Raw genomic sequence first — 17,112 nt, forward strand, 5'->3', positions numbered from 1 at the left:
CCCTTCCGCCCCCGTCCCTTCCGCCCCCGTCTCTTCCGCCCCCGCTCTTCCGGCCTCCGTACGCGAAGACCCCGTCCGGGTTCTCGGGACGGGGTCTGTCGGTGTTCGGGCCGGGGGCCCGGGCGGCTCAGGGGGTGCCGGTCACATCATGTCTTCGATGTCGGCGGCGATCGGGTCGGCGTCGGTGCCGATGACGACCTGGACGGCCGTGCCCATGCGGACGACACCGTGGGCGCCGGCGGCCTTGAGGGCGGCTTCGTCGACGAGGTCGGGGTTGACGACCTCGGTGCGCAGGCGGGTGATGCAGCCTTCGACCTCTTCGATGTTCTCGATGCCGCCGAGCCCGGCGACGATCTTCTCAGCCTTGGTGGCCATGTGTGTCTCCCTGAGTGATGCGAAGAACGAGTCTCGGCGGCCGGAGCATGGATGCCCTCCCGCACGGCCCGCGTTGTCACGGTAACGCACGGTTGGCCCATCTACGCGAGCGCGTGTCCGGCCCCTGTCGAATGATGACGATCAGCAGCAACCTGCCCACAACTGGTCTACACCAGTGTGCACGGAACTGCTGCCGCATCCAAAAAACCCGGGCCGGGCAGGGAGACGCCGATGAGTGCGAGCAGCGCCGCCGCAGTACCACGACCGTCCCGGCGCGGCAGCTTCTTCCAGGGGCTGCAGAAGATGGGGCGGAGCCTGCAGCTGCCGATCGCGGTGCTGCCGGCGGCCGGCATCCTGAACCGGCTGGGGCTGATCGACGCCGAGGGCACGGGGGTCTGGCCGCAGATCGCCAAGGTGATGGCGGCGGCGGGCGGCGCCCTGCTCAATGCGGATCTCGGTCTGCCGCTGCTGTTCTGTGTCGGGGTCGCGATCGGGATGGCCAAGAAGGCGGACGGGTCGACGGCGCTGGCGGCGGTGGCCGGGTTCCTGGTCTACCGGAGCGTGCTGCGCGCTTTCCCGGTGCCGTGTCCGGAGGGGACGAAGGACGTGGGGGGTGGCTGCCTGGGGCCGGACGACACCTTCGCGCAGTACACCTTCCAGAATCCGGGAGTGTTCGGCGGCATCGTGATGGGTCTGCTGGCGGCCTGGCTCTGGCAGCGCTACCACCGGGTGAAGCTGGTGGACTGGCTCGGCTTCTTCAACGGCCGCCGGCTCGTGCCGATCATCATGGCCTTCGTGGCGATCGCGTTCGCGGCGCTCTGCCTGTGGATCTGGCCGCCGATCGGCGATGCGCTGGAGGGTTTCTCCGACTGGCTGGTGGGTCTGGACTACTGGGGTGCGGGGATCTTCGGTGTCGCGAACCGGGCGCTGCTGGTGATCGGCCTGCACCAGTTCCTGAACGTGCCGGTGTGGTTCCAGTTCGGCAGCTTCACGAAGCCGAACGGCGAGGTGGTGCACGGCGACATCAACATGTTCCTCAGCGGTGACCCGGATGCGGGCCTGTTCCTGACGGGCTTCTTCCCGATCATGATGTTCGCGCTGCCGGCGGCGGCTCTGGCGATCACGCACTGTGCGAAGCCGCAGCGGCGCAAGGAGGTCGGGGGGCTGATGCTGTCGGTGGCGCTGACGTCGTTCGTCACGGGGATCACGGAGCCGTTGGAGTACTCCTTCCTCTTCGTCGCGCCGGCGCTGTACGCGGTCCATGCGGTGCTCACGGGTGTGTCGATGGCGGTGACGTGGGCGTTCGGCGTCCATGACGGCTTCAGCTTCTCGGCGGGTCTGATCGACTACGTCATCAACTGGGGGTTGGCCACGAAGCCGTGGCTGATCATTCCGATCGGGTTGGGTTTCGCCGTCGTCTACTACGTCGTCTTCCGCTTCGCGATCACGAAGTTCGACATTCCGACGCCCGGTCGGGAGTCGGACGAGGAGATCGAGGCGATGCAGGCGGAGAACACCAAGGCGTGACACGAGCGGGCGGGCGGCAACGCGCCTGGCCCGCAGGGCCGTTCGGTGCGGGCGCCCGTGGCCCTCGGATCGCGGATCCGGGGGCCTGCGTCATGCCGGCGGGTGCGGGTGGCGGGGCGGCTCCGGCGGCGCCCGGTCCGTGTGGCGTAGGCCACAGGAAAACGAAGGTTCCTTATCTATCCCTCACCGTGCTACAACTGGTCTACACCACGATTGGTGTAGACCACGCGGGCCTGTCCGAGCCCGCGTACCCCCATTTCTGAGACGTCGCCGTCCCCCGTTCTTTTCCCCGTCGGCGTCGCCTTGCCCACTGGAGGAAGTTGTGTCCACGGCTACCGCCCCCGCGGCGGAAAAGAAGAAGGGCGCTGGCGTGATGGCCGTCATGCAGCGCATCGGCCGGAGCCTCATGCTCCCCGTTGCCGTGCTGCCCGCCGGCGCGCTCCTGCTCCGCCTGGGCGCGGACGACATGCTCGGCGACAAGGACGTCTTCCCGACGTTCGTACTCAAGATCGCCGGGTACATGGCCGCCGGCGGTGGCGCGATCCTCGACAACATGGCGCTGCTGTTCGCCGTCGGTATTGCGATCGGCTTCGCCAAGAAGTCGGACGGCTCCACCGCTCTTGCCGCCGTCACCGGTTACCTGGTCTTCCAGAAGGTCCTCGCCACCTTCACCGACAGCAACCTGCCCCAGGTCGCCAAGGTGGTCGGCGGAAAGATCGTCATGGTGGACGCCCCGGTCAACGCGGGTGTGCTCGGCGGCGTCGTGATGGGCATCATCGCCGCGCTGCTGTACCAGAAGTTCTACCGGACCAAGCTGCCGGACTGGGCGGGCTTCTTCGGCGGCCGCCGCCTCGTCCCGATCCTCTCCGCCCTGGCCGGTCTCGTCACCGGCATCGTCTTCGGTCTGATCTGGCCGGTGCTCGGCACGGGCCTGCACAACCTCGGTGAGTGGCTGACCGGCTCGGGTGCCATCGGCGCGGGCATCTTCGGCGTCGCCAACCGTGCGCTCATCCCGATCGGCATGCACCACCTGCTGAACTCCTTCCCGTGGTTCCAGGCCGGTTCGTTCGACACCGCCGACGGTGCCGTCCACGGCGACATCGGCCGCTTCCTCGCCGGTGACCCGACCGCCGGCCAGTTCATGACCGGCTTCTTCCCGATCATGATGTTCGCTCTGCCGGCTGCCTGCCTCGCGATCGTCCACTGCGCCCGCCCCGAGCGCCGCAAGGTCGTCGGCGGCATGATGTTCTCGCTCGCGCTCACCTCCTTCGTCACCGGTGTGACCGAGCCGATCGAGTTCACCTTCATGTTCATCGCCCCGGTGCTGTACGCGATCCACGCGGTGCTGACCGGTGTCTCCATGGCGCTCACCTGGGCCCTGGGCATGCGCGACGGCTTCGGCTTCTCGGCCGGCCTCGTGGACTTCCTGCTCAACCTGGGCATCGCGGAGAAGCCGTGGATGCTGGCCCTCGTGGGCCTCTGCTTCGCGGCGGTCTACTACGTGATCTTCCGCTTCGCGATCACCAAGTGGAACCTCCCCACCCCGGGCCGCGAGTCCGACGAGGAGCTCGCCGAGCTGCTGAAGGCCGAGGCCAAGTAGACAGGCGGTAGGTCCCGGACGCGCCGAAGCCCCCGTTCTCCCTTCCGGGAGGGCGGGGGCTTCCGCGTGTGCGGGGTGGCGCCGCTCAGGCCGCTCAGACCTCGTAGACCGCGCCCGCGTACGCCAGGTCGACCGGGCCGTCGTAGACCGCGCGGGCGTCGGCGAGGTTCTGCGCGGGGTCGGTCCACGGCGGGATGTGGGTGAGGACGAGCCGTCCGACGCCGCCGCTCCGCGCGTACTCGCCGGCTTCGCGGCCGTTGAGGTGGAGGTCGGGGATGTCCTCCTTGCCGTGCGTGAAGGAGGCCTCGCAGAGGAAGAGGTCGACGCCCTCGGCGAGCCGGCCCAGCTCGGGGCTGACACCGGTGTCCCCGGAGTACGTGAGCGAGCGGCCGCCGTGCTCGACGCGGATGGCGTACGACTCGACTGGGTGCGCGACCCGCTCGGTACGGACCTGGAAGGGGCCGATCTCGAAGGCTCCCGGCTTCAGGGTCCTGAAGTCGAAGACCTCGCTCATGGAGCGTTCGTCGGGGACGTCGTCGTAGGCCGTGGTCAGGCGCTTCTCGGTGCCCTCGGGCCCGAAGACGGGGATGGTGCCGCAGCGGCCGCCCTCGTGGCGGTAGTAGCGGGCGACGAAGTACGCGCACATGTCGATGCAGTGGTCGGCGTGCAGGTGGCTCAGGAAGATCGCGTCGAGGTCGTAGAGACCGCAGTAGCGCTGCAGGTCGCCGAGGGCGCCGTTGCCCATGTCGAGGAGCAGCCGGAAGCCGTCGGCCTCGACGAGGTAGCTCGAACAGGCCGATTCCGCGGACGGGAACGACCCAGAACAGCCGACGACGGTGAGCTTCATGGAGCGTGAACCTCCGTGGACGGTCCGTGGACGGAATGCGGGCCGTGCGTGGGTCGAGCGTAAGGCGCGAAACGTCCGGTCGCTCCTCCGCGGCAGGCCGTTGTGGGGGGAATCACCTGCGCTGTCACCCGGGGGAGCGATGGTGGGTACGGGCGTTGCCCATGCCGGTGCCGTCCCGCGCGGCTACGGTCGGAACATGGACACGTCCTGGTGGCCCGCGGTGGCCGCGGTCGTGGCCCTGGCGTTGGTGATGCTGATCGCCGGGGGGAGGCTGAGTGGCACGCGCCGGGCCCCGCCCGCGCGCGGCACCGGCCCGCCGCCGCACCCGCAGGCGGGTGAGCTGTGGACCCTGATGGACGGCCGGACCTGCCTGGTCCTGGCTGTGGGCCCGGTACGGGAACACCGGGCGCGGGTCGCGTGGATCACGGCGAAGTACCACGACCGGCGGGCCGGGGTGATCCCGCTGCCGCCGGGGACGGTGGGGGCGCAGGGCCGGGCGGCCTTCCTGGAGGCGGACCGGCCGGAGGAGGTGTCGCTGTGGGAGTTCCGGGTGCGGCTGGGGGTGCTGGACCCGGCGGTGTGGGACGAGGTCAAGGGACTGGGAGGCGGTCGGTGATGGCGGTGATCCGCGTACGGCGCGTGTACGACCCGCCGGAGCCGGAGGCGGACGGGCTGCGGGTGCTCGTGGACCGGTTGTGGCCGCGGGGGCTGGCGAAGGCGGCGGCGGGGGTCGACGAGTGGCCGAAGGCGGTCACGCCGTCGACGGAGCTGCGGAAGTGGTTCCACGACGGGGGTTCGGCGGACGGGTTCCGGCAGCGGTACGAGGCGGAGTTGGCGGAGCCGGAGGCCGTGGCGGAGCTGGATCGCTTGCGCGGGCTGGTCGGGGGTGGGCCGGTGACGCTGCTGACCGCCGTCAAGGACCCGGAGTCCAGCCATGCGGCGATCCTCGCCGAGCGGCTGGCGGACTGACCGGGCTCCGTCCGGACCCGCGCCTCGAACGCCGACGGGGCCGAAAGGCAGCCTCGCCGGCGTTCGAGGCGCGGGGGTGCGGGGGCAGGGCCCGCGCGGTGGTGCCGCGCGGTGCGGCTACGCCCAGAGCTGGCCCTGGAGGACTTCGATGGCTTCCTCCGTGGTCGCCGCGGTGTAGACGCCGGTGGAGAGGTACTTCCAGCCGCCGTCGGCCACGACGAAGACGATGTCGGCGCTCTCGCCCGCGGCCACCGCCTTGCGGCCGACGCCGATCGCCGCGTGCAGGGCGGCTCCGGTGGAGACGCCCGCGAAGATGCCCTCCTGCTGGAGCAGGTCGCGGGTGCGGGTGACGGCGTCGGCCGAGCCCACCGAGTAGCGGGTGGTGAGTACCGAGGCGTCGTACAGCTCCGGAACGAAGCCCTCGTCGAGGTTGCGCAGGCCGTACACGAGGTCGTCGTAGCGCGGCTCGGCCGCGACGATCTTCACTCCGGGTGCGTTCTCACGCAGGTAGCGGCCGACGCCCATCAGGGTGCCGGTGGTGCCCAGGCCGGCCACGAAGTGCGTGATCGACGGCAGGTCGGCGAGGATCTCGGGGCCGGTGGTGGCGTAGTGCGCGCCCGCGTTGTCCGGATTGCCGTACTGGTAGAGCATCACCCAGTCCGGGTGCTCCGCGGCCAGCTCCTTGGCCACCCGGACGGCGGTGTTGGAGCCGCCGGCGGCCGGCGACGAGATGATCTCGGCTCCCCACATGGCCAGGAGGTCGCGCCGTTCCTGGCTGGTGTTCTCGGGCATCACGCACACGATGCGGTAGCCCTTGAGCCTGGCCGCCATCGCCAGCGAGATGCCGGTGTTGCCCGAGGTCGGCTCCAGGATGGTGCAGCCGGGATACAGGCGGCCGTCCTTCTCGGCCTGCTCGACCATGTGGAGCGCGGGGCGGTCCTTGATCGAGCCGGTCGGGTTGCGGTCCTCCAGCTTGGCCCAGATCCGGACGTCGTCCGAGGGCGAGAGCCGGGGCAGCCGGACCAGCGGGGTGTTGCCGACCGCGGCCAGCGGGGAGTCGTAGCGCATTACTTCGATCCGCCGGCCACGGCCGGGAGGATGGTGACGTTGTCGCCGTCCTTGAGGGCGGTGGAGATGCCGTCGAGGAAGCGGACGTCCTCGTCGTTGAGGTAGACGTTCACGAAGCGGCGCAGCTGCCCGCCGGCAGCCTGGTCGATGAGTCGCTCTCGAATGCCCTTGTGCCGCGTCTCCAGGTCCGCGAAGAGGTCGGCGAGCGTGGCGCCCTCACCGTTGACGGCCTTCTCGCCGTCGGTGTAGGTGCGGAGGATGGTGGGGATGCGGACCTCGATGGCCATGGCTGGGCTCCAGTCGTCAGGGCGTAGGCAGGTGTGCGTGTGCGTGGGAAGCTGGCGCGCGGTTCGTCGGCCCTCCGCGCGAGAGGGCTCTGGTGCTCAGGCGGCAGGACAGATGGCGCTGGCGAGGCGGCACAGGTCGACGTGCAGCCGCGCCACGAGCAGCAGCCTGCCGGGCGTCTCGATGCTCACGTCGTGGGAAACCATGCGGTCATGTTAACGATTCCCGGTCCCCCGTTTGGAGTGTGATCCCGCATCTTGGACGCCTTCTGCTCACATGGTGGTCAGTAGGCCTCTACGACCCGCACTTCTTCCTCGGTGATCACGCCGTCGACGATGCGGTACGAGCGGAACTGGAAGTCTCCGAGCCCGTCCTTGTCTGCGGTGGAGACCAGCACGTAGTGCGCGCCGGGCTCGTTCGCGTAGGTGACGTCGGTGCGGGAGGGGTAGGCCTCGGTCGCGGTGTGCGAGTGGTAGACGATCACCGGCTCCTCGTCGCGGTCGTCCATCTCGCGGTAGAGCTTCAGGAGGTCCTTCGAGTCGAACTCGTAGAACGTGGGCGAGCGGGCCGCGTTGAGCATCGGGATGAACCGCTCGGGGCGGCCGGTGCCCGCCGGGCCGGCGACGACGCCGCACGCCTCGTCGGGGTGGTCCTGGCGGGCGTGCTCGACGATCCGGTCGTACAGGGCCTGGGTGAGGGTCAGCATGAGCGACAGGATAAGCAGACGGGCCCTTCCGTACCGAGGAGTGGTACGGAAGGGCCCGCATGGTGGACAGGACGTCCACGGGAGGGGTCGCTAGGAGGCCTTGCTGAAGGCCGCGCCGCGCGGGTCGCGGTTCTTCAGGACCAGGTAGGAGACGCCGAGGACGGCGCCCCACAGCGGCGCGCAGTACAGCGAGACGCGTGCGTCCTTGTCGGCGCCCATCATCACGATGACCATGCCGATGAAGGCCAGGGCGAACCAGCTGGTGAGGGGGGCGCCGGGGGCCTTGAACTTCGAGGCGGGCAGCAGGCCGCGGTCGGCCTTGGCCCGGTAGCGGATCTGGCAGACCAGGATCATGATCCAGGCCCACATGCCGGAGATGGTGGCGAAGGAGACGACGTAGTCGAAGGCCTTGCCGGGGGCGACGTAGTTGATCCAGACGCCGACGAGCATCAGCGCGGCGGAGAAGGTGGTGCCGATGAGCGGGGTGCCGCTCCTGGTGAGCCTGGTGAAGACCTTGGGGCCCTGGCCGTTGAGCGCGAGGTCGCGCAGCATGCGGCCGGTGGAGTACATGCCGGAGTTGCAGGAGGACAGGGCGGCGGTCAGGACGACGAAGTTGACGATCGCGGCGCCGATGCCCAGGCCCATGCGCTCGAAGGCGGCGACGAAGGGCGAGACGCCGGGCTGGAAGTGCGTCCACGGGACGACCGAGAGGATCATGATGAGGGCGCCGACGTAGAAGACGGCGATGCGCCACGGCACGGTGTTGATGGCCTTGGGCAGGGTCTTCTCGGGGTCCTTGGACTCGCCGGCGGTGACGCCGACCAGCTCGACGGCGAGGAAGGCGAACATCACGATCTGCAGGGTCATCAGCGTGCCGCCGATGCCCTTGGGGAAGAAGCCGCCGTCGTTCCAGAGGTTGGTGACGGTGGCGGTGTCACCGGCGTCGGAGAAGCCGATGGTGAGGATGCCGGCGCAGATCAGGATCATGCCGACGATGGCGGTGACCTTGACCATGGAGAACCAGAACTCCAGCTCGCCGAAGAGCTTCACGGAGATCAGGTTGGCGGCGTAGAGGATGACCGTGAAGATCAGCGCGTAGGCCCACTGCGGGAAGCTGTCGTGGGTCCAGTACGACATGTACTGCGCGGCGGCGGTGACCTCGGTGATGCCGGTGACCACCCAGAACAGCCAGTACGTCCAGCCGGTCGCGTACCCCCAGAACGGGCCCAGGAACTCGCGGGCGTAGTCCGAGAAGGAGCCGGAGACGGGGCGGTACATGAGCAGCTCGCCCAGGGCCCGCATGATGAAGAAGATGACCAGGCCCGCGATGGCGTAGGCCAGGATCAGGCTGGGGCCGGCCTTGGAGATCGCCTTGCCGGCGCCCAGGAAGAGGCCGGTGCCGATGGCTCCGCCGATCGCGATCATCTGGATCTGGCGGGCGCCGAGCGTGCGGTGGTAACCCTCGCCGCCCTCGCCCTCGGTGCCCTCGCCGGGCGTGTTGCCGTGCTGTTCGACCTGCACTGAGGTCATGTCTTGGTGCGCCTTTCTCCACGCCGACCCGCGCCGTCGTTGGCTGCGGATCGGGTCCTCGATCCCCCCGGATACGGATGGAGTTGCACCCGGCGGTCTGCCGGTTGAAGCGGGCCGGGGGACATGGGTGGCGTCCCTTCGGCGATCGTGAAGATTTATCACGCGCTTAGGGCCGCCGGATGGGGAGAAATGTGGTGCACGGCATCAAAATTTCCGGACAAAGTGCAGTGATCATGGCAGACCGCCGCATGACGGTGATCTGATCGTTATCCGGATTTGAGCGTCCGCTGAGCGAACGATGCCGTTCCTTGAGGTTCCTCAGAGGGTTTCGATCAAGGATTCCTGGAGGCCTCCCAGCCACAGGTACGCCATCACCATCGGCTTGCGCGGGTCGTCGTCCGGCAGCCGGAAGAGTGCGGCGCTCTCGTCGTCCTCGGTGATGTCGAGGCGGGCGGCGAGGGTCAGGCGCAGGTCGTTGAGCCCGCCGAGCCAGCGCAGCGGCAGCTCGCCGGTCAGCTCCAGCACGGCGGCCACGTCGCCGGCCGGGGTGAGCGCGTCCAGGCTGCGTACGAGCGCCAGCGCGTCGTCGCGCTTGCGGGCGCGCAGGTCGTTCTCGGTGTAGCGGCGGAACTCCGCCGCGCGGGCCTTCAGCTCGGCGGGGTCCACGCCCTCGTCTCCGGCGCCCCCGGGGGAGCCGTAGGCGTCGGGGAAGAGGCGGGCCAGCGCCGGGTCGGAGGGCGGCTCCGTGGGCCCGTCGGCGAACAGCGCGGCGAGCGGATCGGCGTCCTCGGCGGGCTCGGGGTCGCCGGGGCCGATCAGCTCCAGCATCTGGACCGCGAGGGAGCGCAGGATGGAGATCTCGATCTCGTCCAGCGCGACGGCGGCTCCGCCGCCCTTGAGGGATTCGAACATCCCGGTGGACCGGCTCATCAGTTGCGGTCCTGGGAGAGGGTCGCCCACAGGCCGTAGCCGTGCATGGCCTGCACGTCGCGCTCCATTTCCTCGCGGGAGCCGCTGGAGACGACCGCCCGCCCCTTGTGGTGGACGTCGAGCATCAGCTTGTGCGCCACGTCCTTCGAGTAGCCGAAGTACGCCTGGAACACGTACGCCACGTAGCTCATGAGGTTGACCGGGTCGTTGTGCACCAGGGTCACCCAGGGGACGTCAGGTTCCGGGACCGCGAAGGTCTCTTCGGCCGACTCGGTGCGTTCGATCTCAAGGGGAGCAACACTCACTCGTCCCATGCTGCCACCGTGACGGGCCCGTTGCACAAACGGGACCCACATCTCGTCACTTTGACGAAATGTGCGCTAGCATCGCCGCCATGAACCCTGCGGACCTGGGCCTGCCGGTGGACGTGCCGTCGACAGCGCTCTTCACGGACCATTACGAGCTCACGATGTTGCAGGCCGCCCTGGCCAACGGCACCGCCGACCGCCGCTCGGTCTTCGAGGTGTTCACCCGGCGGCTCCCCGAGGGGCGCCGCTACGGGGTGGTCGCGGGGACCGGGCGGGTGCTGGACGCGGTGGAGAACTTCCGCTTCGACGGCGCGGTGCTGGAGTTCCTGCGGGAGCGGGCCGTCGTCGACATGCGGACGCTGGACTGGCTGGCCTCCTACCGCTTCTCCGGCGACATCTGGGGCTACCCGGAGGGCGAGGTCTACTTCCCGGGCTCGCCGATCCTGCGCGTGGAGGGCAGCTTCGCCGAGTGCGTGCTGCTGGAGACGGTGATCCTGTCGATCCTCAACCACGACTCGGCGATCGCGGCGGCCGCCTCCCGGATGTCCTCGGCGGCCGGGGACCGGCCGCTGATCGAGATGGGCGCCCGGCGCACCCACGAACTGGCGGCCGTCGCCGCGTCGCGGGCCGCGTACGTGGGCGGCTTCGCCTCCACCTCGGACCTGGCGGCCGGCTTCCGGTACGGCATCCCCACCGTGGGCACCAGCGCGCACGCCTTCACCCTGGTCCACGACAGCGAGCGGGACGCGTTCACGGCGCAGGTGGCCTCGCTGGGCCGGGGCACCACGCTGCTGGTGGACACGTACGACGTGGCCGAGGCGGTGCGTACGGCCGTCGAGGTGGCGGGTACGGACCTGGGCGCGGTGCGGATCGACTCCGGGGACCTGCTGCTGGTGGCCCACCGGGTGCGCCAGCAGCTGGACGAGCTGGGGGCGTCCTCGACGAAGATCGTGGTCACCTCGGACCTGGACGAGTACGCCATCGCCTCTCTGGCAGCGGCTCCGGTGGACGCGTACGGCGTGGGCACGCAGCTGGTGACGGGCAGCGGGCACCCGACGTGCTCGATGGTCTACAAGCTGGTGGCGCGGGCCACGTCGGCGGACCCGAAGGCGGCGCTGGCGCCGGTGGCGAAGAAGTCCAGCGGTGGCAAGACGTCGATCGGCGGGCGCAAGTGGGCGGCGCGGCGACGGGACGCCGGCGGGGTGGCGGAGGCGGAGGTGGTGGGCGTGGGAGCCGTTCCGGCGGCCCTGGCCGACCAGCAGCTGCTGACCCACCTGGTCAAGGCGGGCGAGGTGGTCGGCCGCGAGCCGCTGGAGGCGGCCCGCGACCGCCACCGCGCGGCGCGGGCGGGTCTGCCGCTGTCGGCGACCCAGCTCTCGCGGGGCGAGGCCGTGATCCCGACGGAGTACGTGTAGCCCTGCGGGCACGCCCCGCGGGAGGGACGGGGGCTGCGCCCCCGACCCCCACAGCGCTCCCGCCGGCGCCCCTCACTCCCCCCAGCTACCGCTGGGAGGCGCCCCCGTACCGGGCCGGCTCGGTCGAGGCCGTCTGCCCGGCGCGGCTGGAAGTGCCCGCGGGGCACTCTCAGCCCCGCCGGCGTTTGAGGCGCGGGGGTCCGGGGGCAGAGCCCCCACGCGGCGCAGCCGCCATGCAGCACAGTGGGAAGGGGCGGGGTGGGGGAAGAGCCTCCCGCAGGGCCCGCCGCAGCACACCATCAAGCCGAAGGGCACGCGAAATGCACCGCGCACTGATCGTCGTCGACGTGCAGAACGACTTCTGCGAGGGCGGCAGCCTCGCGGTCACCGGCGGAGCCGACGTCGCCGCCGCCATCACCGAGCTGATCGGGCAGGCCACCGCCGGGTACCGGCACGTCGTCGCCACCCGCGACCACCACATCGACCCGGGGGCGCACTTCGCGCACCCGCCGGCCGAGCCGGACTACGAGAGCTCCTGGCCGGTGCACTGCGTGGCCGGCACGGAGGGGGTCGGCTTCCACCCGAACTTCGCGCCCGCCGTGGCCTCGGGTGCGGTCGCCGCGGTCTTCGACAAGGGCGACTACGAGGCCGCGTACAGCGGTTTCGAAGGCGCGGACGAGAACGGCGACGGCCTCGCCGCCTGGCTGCGGGAGCGGCACGTCGGCGAGGTCGACGTGGTGGGCATCGCCACCGACCACTGTGTGAAGGCCACCGCCCTCGACGCGGCCCGCGCCGGCTTCACCACGCGCGTCCTGCTGGACCTGACGGCGGCCGTGGCCCCGCACACCACCGAGCGGGCCCTGGAGGAGCTCCGCGCGGCCGGTGTGACCCTCGTGGGCGCGGTCGGGCCCCGGGCCTAGGGGGTCGTCGAAGTAGCGTCGGCCGCCCGTGAGGGCGGGGGTGGCGGGGTCCGGTGCGTGCGTGCCGGACCCAGCCCCCAGACGGAACCGGCACGACGCCCCCCAGGGCCCCGGGACAGGACCGCGCCGGGTCCCTACGTGCCCAGCAGGGCCCGGATGGGGTGCCAGAGCTCCTGGGCGCGGTCGGGTGCGGCGCGCCACAGCAGGCCGTCCGGATGGTGCAGGACGGCCGTCACCTCGTCGGGCGTGGGCGGCTGGGCGTTGCCCCGCAGGTACACGGCGCGCATTCCGAGGTTCCGCAGCCTGGTCAGGGCGCGGGCCCGGTTCGCGGCGTGCACCAGCACGCGGACGTTTCCGCCCTCACCGGACGGCCTCGGCAGCGTGAGCGCCACGACCACGCTGCCGCCTGGCAATCTGACGAAACCTCCACCGGGCATGTCGGTCATCTCCCCCGTCAATAAGAACCTCGTACCGGGGCATCTAAACGCGATCGGCCGCCGCCCGCTAGAGGGCGACGGCCGATCATGCTTTGACCTGCGGTTTTACCGGATTACTTCTTGGAGGGGCCAACCTCGACGGTCATGACCTCACCGTCGTAGGTCTCCTTCAGGATCTTGATCTTGGTGTTGGTGTCAGTGACCTTCACCGATCCGGTCGGGTTCTCCTCGGAGTAGTACTTGCCCGGGTTGCGGTCGTCGAAGACCAGGTTGGTGGGCTTCGGCTTCAGGAACAGCGACTCGCCGTTCTTGTGCAGCGTGAAGGCGTCCGTGGAGTACGCGCTGAAGGTGGCGTCGTACGGCTGGATCTTGTTCCGCAGCAGGGTGCCGTCCGACCACTTCATCGGCTTGGCGTTGGCGTCGATCGGCAGGATCAGACCCTGGCCGGGGTGGACGCTGGTGTTGTTGTCCTTCTGGCTGGTGTCCCACTGCCAGATGAGCAGACCGTCCTGGTACGGGTAGTGCTCGACCCAGTCCGGCTTGGTGTTGCCGAAGCCGAAGTTGTACGGGCCCACCTTGAGGGTGGAGTCGTACGACACGTAGCGGCGGTTCTCGGCCAGGTAGTACTGCGCGTACTCCTTGGTGAAGCCGGCGCCGATCCGGGAGAAGCCCTTGCCGGTCCAGCCGTTGTCGCCGTTCTCGGCGCCGTCGGTGAACAGCGCGGAGCCGTCCGCGGTGATGGTGAGGGCGTCGGCCGCGAAGCCCTTGCCGCCCGCGCCGCCGTCCGTCTGGTAGCGGAAGCGGAGGTCGACCTTCTTGCCCGCGTAGGCGTCGAGCGGGAAGTTGAGGTTCTGCCAGGCACCCGAGACGCCGGTGAGCGACGGGCTGCCGGAGGCGTCGGCCGGGATGGCCGTGCCGTCGGCGGTGCCGGCGAGGGCGGTCCAGGTGGCGCCGCCGTCCGTGGACACCTCGGTGTAGAGGTAGTCGTAGTCGGCCTCGATGTCCCACCAGCCCTTGAGGGACAGGGCGGCGGACGACTTGCCCGTCAGGTCGACGGAGCGGGTGAGGGTGTTCTTGAGGTCGTCACCCATGTTGCTCCACCACTGGGTGGAGCCCTCGGCGGGAGCGACGATGTCCGTCTGGACCTTCTTCTTCGGCAGCTCGACGACCAGGGCCTGCTTGTCCTTGGTGTTGAACGCCGAGACACCGAGCTTGTGCGTGGACTTCGTCGCGGCCTTGGCCGTGTCGTAGTTCAGCCAGCCCAGCTGGAGCTTGTCCCAGGCGGTCATGTCGCCCGGCATGTCGCCTATGGAGTCCTTGCCGGTGCCGAGCCAGGAGCCGGCCGACATCAGGGACCAGAAGCCGACGCCGTTCTCTCCGCCACCGGTGGTGTCGTAGAGGTCGGGCAGGCCGAGGTCGTGGCCGTACTCGTGGGCGAAGACACCGAGGCCGCCGTTCTCGGGCTGCATGGTGTAGTCGCCGACCCAGATGCCGGAGTTGCCGATCTGGGTGCCGCCGGCCTTGTTGTTGTCCGGGCCGGTCTTGCCCGCGGCGGTGCCGTAGGCGTACCAGCGGTGCGCCCACAGGGCGTCGGGGCCCTGCACGCCGCCGCCGGCCGACTCGTCCTCGCCCGCGTGGACGATCTGGAAGTGGTCGATGTAGCCGTCGGGCTCGTTGAAGTTGCCGTCGCCGTCGAAGTCGTAGCGGTCCCACTGGTCGTACTGGGCCAGCTTCGCCTTGATCTCGGCGTCGGTCTTCCCGGCCTTCTTCTGCGCCTCGACCCACGCCGTGACGCCGTCCTTGACGGTGTCCCAGACGTTGGAGCAGTTGGACTGGCCACAGAAGTTGGAGCCGTAACGGGCCTCGTTGTACGGGACCTTGACCCAGTCGGAGACCTCGCCCTCGACCGAGTAGCGGCCCGAGGAGGTCTTCTCGTAGTACGTCTTCAGGGAGTGCTTGCCCTCGCCGGTGGCGAAGTACAGGTCCTGGAAGTGCTGGCGGCTGAAGTCCGCGCGCCAGGCCGTGCTGTTGTCCTTGGCGCGGTCGGGCTGCGCGATGGAGTTGTGCATCGGACCGGGCGTGCCGCCGTACTTCGGCACGGCCGGCTTGGGGCCGGGACCGTCCGGGTCGTGCATGGTCGTGCTGTCGACCTGGTCGCCGAACTCGACGAGGATCGTGAAGATCTTGTCGGTCTTCTCGCGGCCGAGCTCGACGTACTTCTTGTCGTCGAGCTTGACGACCTTGGAGGCGCCGCGCTGCTCGACGCCCTTCTTGCCCTGGAGGACCTGGTCCAGGGCGGCCTTGCGCTGCTGGGCCTGCTGCTCGCTGAACGGGCCCTTGAGGTCGTGCTCGACGACCTTGGCAGGAGTGGTCGGGTCCTGCCGGTCCGCCACCGGGGCGGCCGAGGGCTTGCCCTCGGCCTGGGCGGCGGTGACGGTGAAGAAGGTGGCGCTGGTCGCACATGCGGCCATGGTCACGGTGACGGCGGCAGCGCGAATCGCACGCCGTCTGGCGGAATTGCTGGTCACTTGATGTCGTTCCCCTCCCGCGGCCGCAACGTCTGAGTTCGGAACTTCTCCATAGGAGCGGGGGGTTCCGCGCGGCGCGCGTCTCAAGTGACGACATTTGACCGGAGAGACGCGAGAAAAGACAGACCTTGACTTGCAGCTTACAACTGCACTATGCGGTCAGGGAGTTCCGCTATCCGGACGTTCCACTGCCATACGGGGCGAAGGGCGCTTCACGACCCCGATACGGGTCCGTACCGTCCCCTTTCTCCCCCTGTTCCGGCCCGAGAAAATGATGCCGTGCGCCCCCTGTGCTCCGGCACCGTGTGTTAGGTCACGCTTACCGGCGGCTCCTTCCGGGCATCCCCGTCATAGAGTCACTTGACGCGCGACGTTGGTTGAGCCGACTCCCCCTCCCCCTCACCGAGGACGGATATCGCCATGCCGCGTCCGACTGCCGCCCAGCTCGCGTACGGGTCCGCCACGGTCATCGTGTCGACGATCGCCATGCTGCTGCTCTCGCAGACGAGCACCGGGCTCGGCGTCGCGGTCATCTCCGCCGCCGCGCTCGCCCTGGGTCTGCTCGTCGCCCTCACCGTGCCCGCTCCCAAACGCCGGGGCCGCCACGCGGCGCGTACCGGCTCCGGCGCGGCGACGGCGTCCGCGACAGGGGCGGCGACAGCACCCCGGTTATCCGGACGGCGGGCGGAGTCTGCCGAACACCCCGTCCACCACTGACACTTCGCCCTTCGCCGGTGGGACGACGCGACGCGGGCGGCCTCGCTCGGGGGAGGCCGCCCGCGTCGCGGGCGTGCGCTGTGCGTGTGTGGTCACCGCGGGCCCGGCAGGGGCCGCGGGACGCGGCGGCTCAGGTCGACTGGACCACCACGGTCTTGGCCGCCTTGTCGTGCAGGCCCTGCTTGTAGGGCTTGTCGACGAGGATCGAGATGGCCAGCGCGATCGGCCACAGGCAGAAGCAGCAGATCAGCGCCGGCAGCCAGAGCACGGCGGCCCGGGTCAGGGCCGCGCCGGAGTTCGGCACGGTGCCGTCGTTGAGCATGGCGACGCGCAGGCCCATCAGCCTCTTGCCCGGCGTCCGGCCGTCCTTCTTGGTGAACCACCAGTCGTAGCCGAGGTAGGCGACGATCGAGATCAGGGTCATCAGCAGCCCGCTGCCGCTGTAGGACTTGGTGAAGACCTCGCTGACGTCCTCGCCCCGATCGGTCTGAACGGTGTAGCGGTTCGTGCCGAAGGCCAGCTGGATCAGGGCGAGCGGGATGGCGACGATCAGCACGTCGACGAGGCGGGCGGCGAGCCGCTTGCCGAAGTCGGCGAGCGGGGGCATGCCGGCCAGCGGGTCGGGCATGCCGTAGCCGCCGCCACCGCCGTACGGGTCTCCTCCGCCGCCGTACGGGGGCGGAGGGGGCGGGTATCCCCCGCCGCCGGGGCCCGCGCCGCCCGGGGGCGGGGGGCCGCCGCTCGCGGGGGGCGGCGGGCCGTACGGCGAACCGCCCGACGGAGGCGTCGGTTCCTCGGGCTTCTTGCGGAACGGGTCTTCCTCGGGCGGCTGGCCCGGCGGCGGCTGGTCGCTACTCATGGCCCGAGTCGAACCCGGGTCCGCCGCCCCCGCAACGGGACCGCGTCCGTTCGTGGCCGGGGCACGCCCGGTGACCTTCCGCGGACACCGT

At 70.0% G+C, this 17,112-nt stretch carries 19 protein-coding genes; 7 read left to right on the top strand and 12 right to left on the bottom strand.

The annotated features are described in order from the left end of the window. Positions 1-141: 141 nt before the first annotated feature. Complete coding sequence (locus tag BSL84_RS12435; protein ID WP_267886695.1) at positions 142-465, bottom strand: PTS glucose/sucrose transporter subunit IIB; 324 nt, start codon at positions 463-465, stop codon at positions 142-144. Between the two features lie 141 nt (positions 466-606). Here BSL84_RS12435 and BSL84_RS12440 point away from each other — a divergent pair, with 141 nt between their 5' ends. Together BSL84_RS12440 and BSL84_RS12445 are read left to right on the top strand one after the other, a co-directional pair. After that, on the top strand, positions 607-1,902 hold the full coding sequence (locus BSL84_RS12440) for a PTS transporter subunit EIIC (protein ID WP_075970354.1): 1,296 nt from the start codon (positions 607-609) through the stop codon (positions 1,900-1,902). 373 nt (positions 1,903-2,275) lie between these two features. Next, a complete protein-coding gene (locus tag BSL84_RS12445) occupies positions 2,276-3,502 on the top strand; it encodes a PTS transporter subunit EIIC (protein WP_199816337.1) in 1,227 nt (408 codons plus the stop codon). A gap of 94 nt (positions 3,503-3,596) precedes the next feature. Here the strand turns inward: BSL84_RS12445 and BSL84_RS12450 are convergent, their stop codons facing one another. Next, positions 3,597-4,349, bottom strand: a complete 753-nt coding sequence (locus BSL84_RS12450) for an MBL fold metallo-hydrolase (RefSeq protein ID WP_030026562.1) — start codon at positions 4,347-4,349, stop codon at positions 3,597-3,599. 196 nt (positions 4,350-4,545) lie between these two features. Between BSL84_RS12450 and BSL84_RS12455 the strand changes: the two genes are divergently transcribed. Further along, positions 4,546-4,965 carry a hypothetical protein gene (locus BSL84_RS12455; RefSeq protein ID WP_075972065.1) on the top strand — a complete coding sequence of 140 codons (420 nt, stop codon included), beginning with the start codon at positions 4,546-4,548 and terminating at the stop codon, positions 4,963-4,965. Further along, entirely contained in the window at positions 4,965-5,318 is a 354-nt protein-coding gene (locus BSL84_RS12460; RefSeq protein ID WP_030026557.1) for a DUF488 domain-containing protein, read from the top strand. The genes BSL84_RS12455 and BSL84_RS12460 overlap by 1 nt, the downstream gene beginning before the upstream one ends. Before the next feature lie 117 nt (positions 5,319-5,435). On the opposite strand, the gene BSL84_RS12465 is transcribed toward BSL84_RS12460, so the two are convergent. From BSL84_RS12465 to clpS, 7 genes are all read right to left on the bottom strand, one after another. After that, positions 5,436-6,386 (bottom strand): PLP-dependent cysteine synthase family protein, encoded by a 951-nt coding sequence (locus tag BSL84_RS12465; protein ID WP_075970355.1) that lies wholly within the window; start codon positions 6,384-6,386, stop codon positions 5,436-5,438. Beyond that, complete coding sequence (locus tag BSL84_RS12470) at positions 6,386-6,673, bottom strand: MoaD/ThiS family protein (protein WP_030026553.1); 288 nt, start codon at positions 6,671-6,673, stop codon at positions 6,386-6,388. Before BSL84_RS12470 ends, BSL84_RS12465 begins: the two co-directional genes overlap by 1 nt. A gap of 96 nt (positions 6,674-6,769) precedes the next feature. Further along, a complete protein-coding gene (locus tag BSL84_RS37635) occupies positions 6,770-6,877 on the bottom strand; it encodes a putative leader peptide (RefSeq protein ID WP_311736929.1) in 108 nt (35 codons plus the stop codon). A gap of 77 nt (positions 6,878-6,954) precedes the next feature. Next, positions 6,955-7,377, bottom strand: coding sequence for a Mov34/MPN/PAD-1 family protein (locus BSL84_RS12475; RefSeq protein ID WP_030026551.1), 423 nt, complete (start codon positions 7,375-7,377; stop codon positions 6,955-6,957). Positions 7,378-7,467: 90 nt separating this feature from the next. Further along, the gene (locus tag BSL84_RS12480) at positions 7,468-8,907 is read right to left on the bottom strand and encodes an amino acid permease (protein WP_030026549.1); all 1,440 of its coding nucleotides are present in this window, start codon (positions 8,905-8,907) and stop codon (positions 7,468-7,470) included. Between the two features lie 318 nt (positions 8,908-9,225). Further along, on the bottom strand, positions 9,226-9,837 hold the full coding sequence (locus BSL84_RS12485) for a DUF2017 domain-containing protein (protein WP_075970356.1): 612 nt from the start codon (positions 9,835-9,837) through the stop codon (positions 9,226-9,228). After that, positions 9,837-10,151: an ATP-dependent Clp protease adapter ClpS gene (clpS, locus tag BSL84_RS12490; protein WP_045323904.1), complete on the bottom strand. Its 315-nt coding sequence runs from the start codon at positions 10,149-10,151 to the stop codon at positions 9,837-9,839. The genes BSL84_RS12485 and clpS overlap by 1 nt, the downstream gene beginning before the upstream one ends. Before the next feature lie 80 nt (positions 10,152-10,231). On the opposite strand from clpS, the gene BSL84_RS12495 reads away from it, so the two are divergent. Then, positions 10,232-11,560, top strand: a complete 1,329-nt coding sequence (locus tag BSL84_RS12495; RefSeq protein ID WP_030026545.1) for a nicotinate phosphoribosyltransferase — start codon at positions 10,232-10,234, stop codon at positions 11,558-11,560. A 320-nt stretch (positions 11,561-11,880) separates the two neighbouring features. Next, positions 11,881-12,480, top strand: coding sequence for an isochorismatase family protein (locus tag BSL84_RS12500; RefSeq protein ID WP_030026544.1), 600 nt, complete (start codon positions 11,881-11,883; stop codon positions 12,478-12,480). 134 nt (positions 12,481-12,614) lie between these two features. Here the strand turns inward: BSL84_RS12500 and BSL84_RS12505 are convergent, their stop codons facing one another. Both BSL84_RS12505 and BSL84_RS12510 read right to left on the bottom strand, forming a co-directional pair. Continuing rightward, a complete protein-coding gene (locus BSL84_RS12505; protein ID WP_045323902.1) occupies positions 12,615-12,917 on the bottom strand; it encodes a hypothetical protein in 303 nt (100 codons plus the stop codon). 113 nt (positions 12,918-13,030) lie between these two features. Further along, entirely contained in the window at positions 13,031-15,388 is a 2,358-nt protein-coding gene (locus BSL84_RS12510) for an immune inhibitor A domain-containing protein (RefSeq protein ID WP_045323900.1), read from the bottom strand. Between the two features lie 477 nt (positions 15,389-15,865). Here BSL84_RS12510 and BSL84_RS12515 point away from each other — a divergent pair, with 477 nt between their 5' ends. After that, positions 15,866-16,162: a hypothetical protein gene (locus tag BSL84_RS12515; RefSeq protein ID WP_075970357.1), complete on the top strand. Its 297-nt coding sequence runs from the start codon at positions 15,866-15,868 to the stop codon at positions 16,160-16,162. A gap of 130 nt (positions 16,163-16,292) precedes the next feature. On the opposite strand, the gene BSL84_RS12520 is transcribed toward BSL84_RS12515, so the two are convergent. After that, positions 16,293-17,021: an RDD family protein gene (locus BSL84_RS12520; RefSeq protein WP_045323899.1), complete on the bottom strand. Its 729-nt coding sequence runs from the start codon at positions 17,019-17,021 to the stop codon at positions 16,293-16,295. Positions 17,022-17,112: the final 91 nt, after the last annotated feature.

The organism is Streptomyces sp. TN58 (genome assembly GCF_001941845.1).
Lineage (GTDB): Bacteria > Actinomycetota > Actinomycetes > Streptomycetales > Streptomycetaceae > Streptomyces.

Excerpts from the sequence above, each read along its gene's own strand:
- BSL84_RS12440 (WP_075970354.1), top strand. The coding sequence starts at position 607 with ATGAGTGCGAGCAGCGCCGCCGCAGTACCACGACCGTCCCGGCGCGGC.
- BSL84_RS12445 (WP_199816337.1), top strand. The coding sequence starts at position 2,276 with ATGGCCGTCATGCAGCGCATCGGCCGGAGCCTCATGCTCCCCGTTGCC.
- BSL84_RS12450 (WP_030026562.1), bottom strand. The coding sequence starts at position 4,349 with ATGAAGCTCACCGTCGTCGGCTGTTCTGGGTCGTTCCCGTCCGCGGAA.
- BSL84_RS12455 (WP_075972065.1), top strand. The coding sequence starts at position 4,546 with ATGGACACGTCCTGGTGGCCCGCGGTGGCCGCGGTCGTGGCCCTGGCG.
- BSL84_RS12460 (WP_030026557.1), top strand. The coding sequence starts at position 4,965 with ATGGCGGTGATCCGCGTACGGCGCGTGTACGACCCGCCGGAGCCGGAG.
- BSL84_RS12465 (WP_075970355.1), bottom strand. The coding sequence starts at position 6,386 with ATGCGCTACGACTCCCCGCTGGCCGCGGTCGGCAACACCCCGCTGGTC.
- BSL84_RS12470 (WP_030026553.1), bottom strand. The coding sequence starts at position 6,673 with ATGGCCATCGAGGTCCGCATCCCCACCATCCTCCGCACCTACACCGAC.
- BSL84_RS37635 (WP_311736929.1), bottom strand. The coding sequence starts at position 6,877 with ATGGTTTCCCACGACGTGAGCATCGAGACGCCCGGCAGGCTGCTGCTC.
- BSL84_RS12475 (WP_030026551.1), bottom strand. The coding sequence starts at position 7,377 with ATGCTGACCCTCACCCAGGCCCTGTACGACCGGATCGTCGAGCACGCC.
- BSL84_RS12480 (WP_030026549.1), bottom strand. The coding sequence starts at position 8,907 with ATGACCTCAGTGCAGGTCGAACAGCACGGCAACACGCCCGGCGAGGGC.
- BSL84_RS12485 (WP_075970356.1), bottom strand. The coding sequence starts at position 9,837 with ATGAGCCGGTCCACCGGGATGTTCGAATCCCTCAAGGGCGGCGGAGCC.
- clpS (WP_045323904.1), bottom strand. The coding sequence starts at position 10,151 with ATGGGACGAGTGAGTGTTGCTCCCCTTGAGATCGAACGCACCGAGTCG.
- BSL84_RS12495 (WP_030026545.1), top strand. The coding sequence starts at position 10,232 with ATGAACCCTGCGGACCTGGGCCTGCCGGTGGACGTGCCGTCGACAGCG.
- BSL84_RS12500 (WP_030026544.1), top strand. The coding sequence starts at position 11,881 with ATGCACCGCGCACTGATCGTCGTCGACGTGCAGAACGACTTCTGCGAG.
- BSL84_RS12505 (WP_045323902.1), bottom strand. The coding sequence starts at position 12,917 with ATGCCCGGTGGAGGTTTCGTCAGATTGCCAGGCGGCAGCGTGGTCGTG.
- BSL84_RS12510 (WP_045323900.1), bottom strand. The coding sequence starts at position 15,388 with ATGGCCGCATGTGCGACCAGCGCCACCTTCTTCACCGTCACCGCCGCC.
- BSL84_RS12515 (WP_075970357.1), top strand. The coding sequence starts at position 15,866 with ATGCCGCGTCCGACTGCCGCCCAGCTCGCGTACGGGTCCGCCACGGTC.
- BSL84_RS12520 (WP_045323899.1), bottom strand. The coding sequence starts at position 17,021 with ATGAGTAGCGACCAGCCGCCGCCGGGCCAGCCGCCCGAGGAAGACCCG.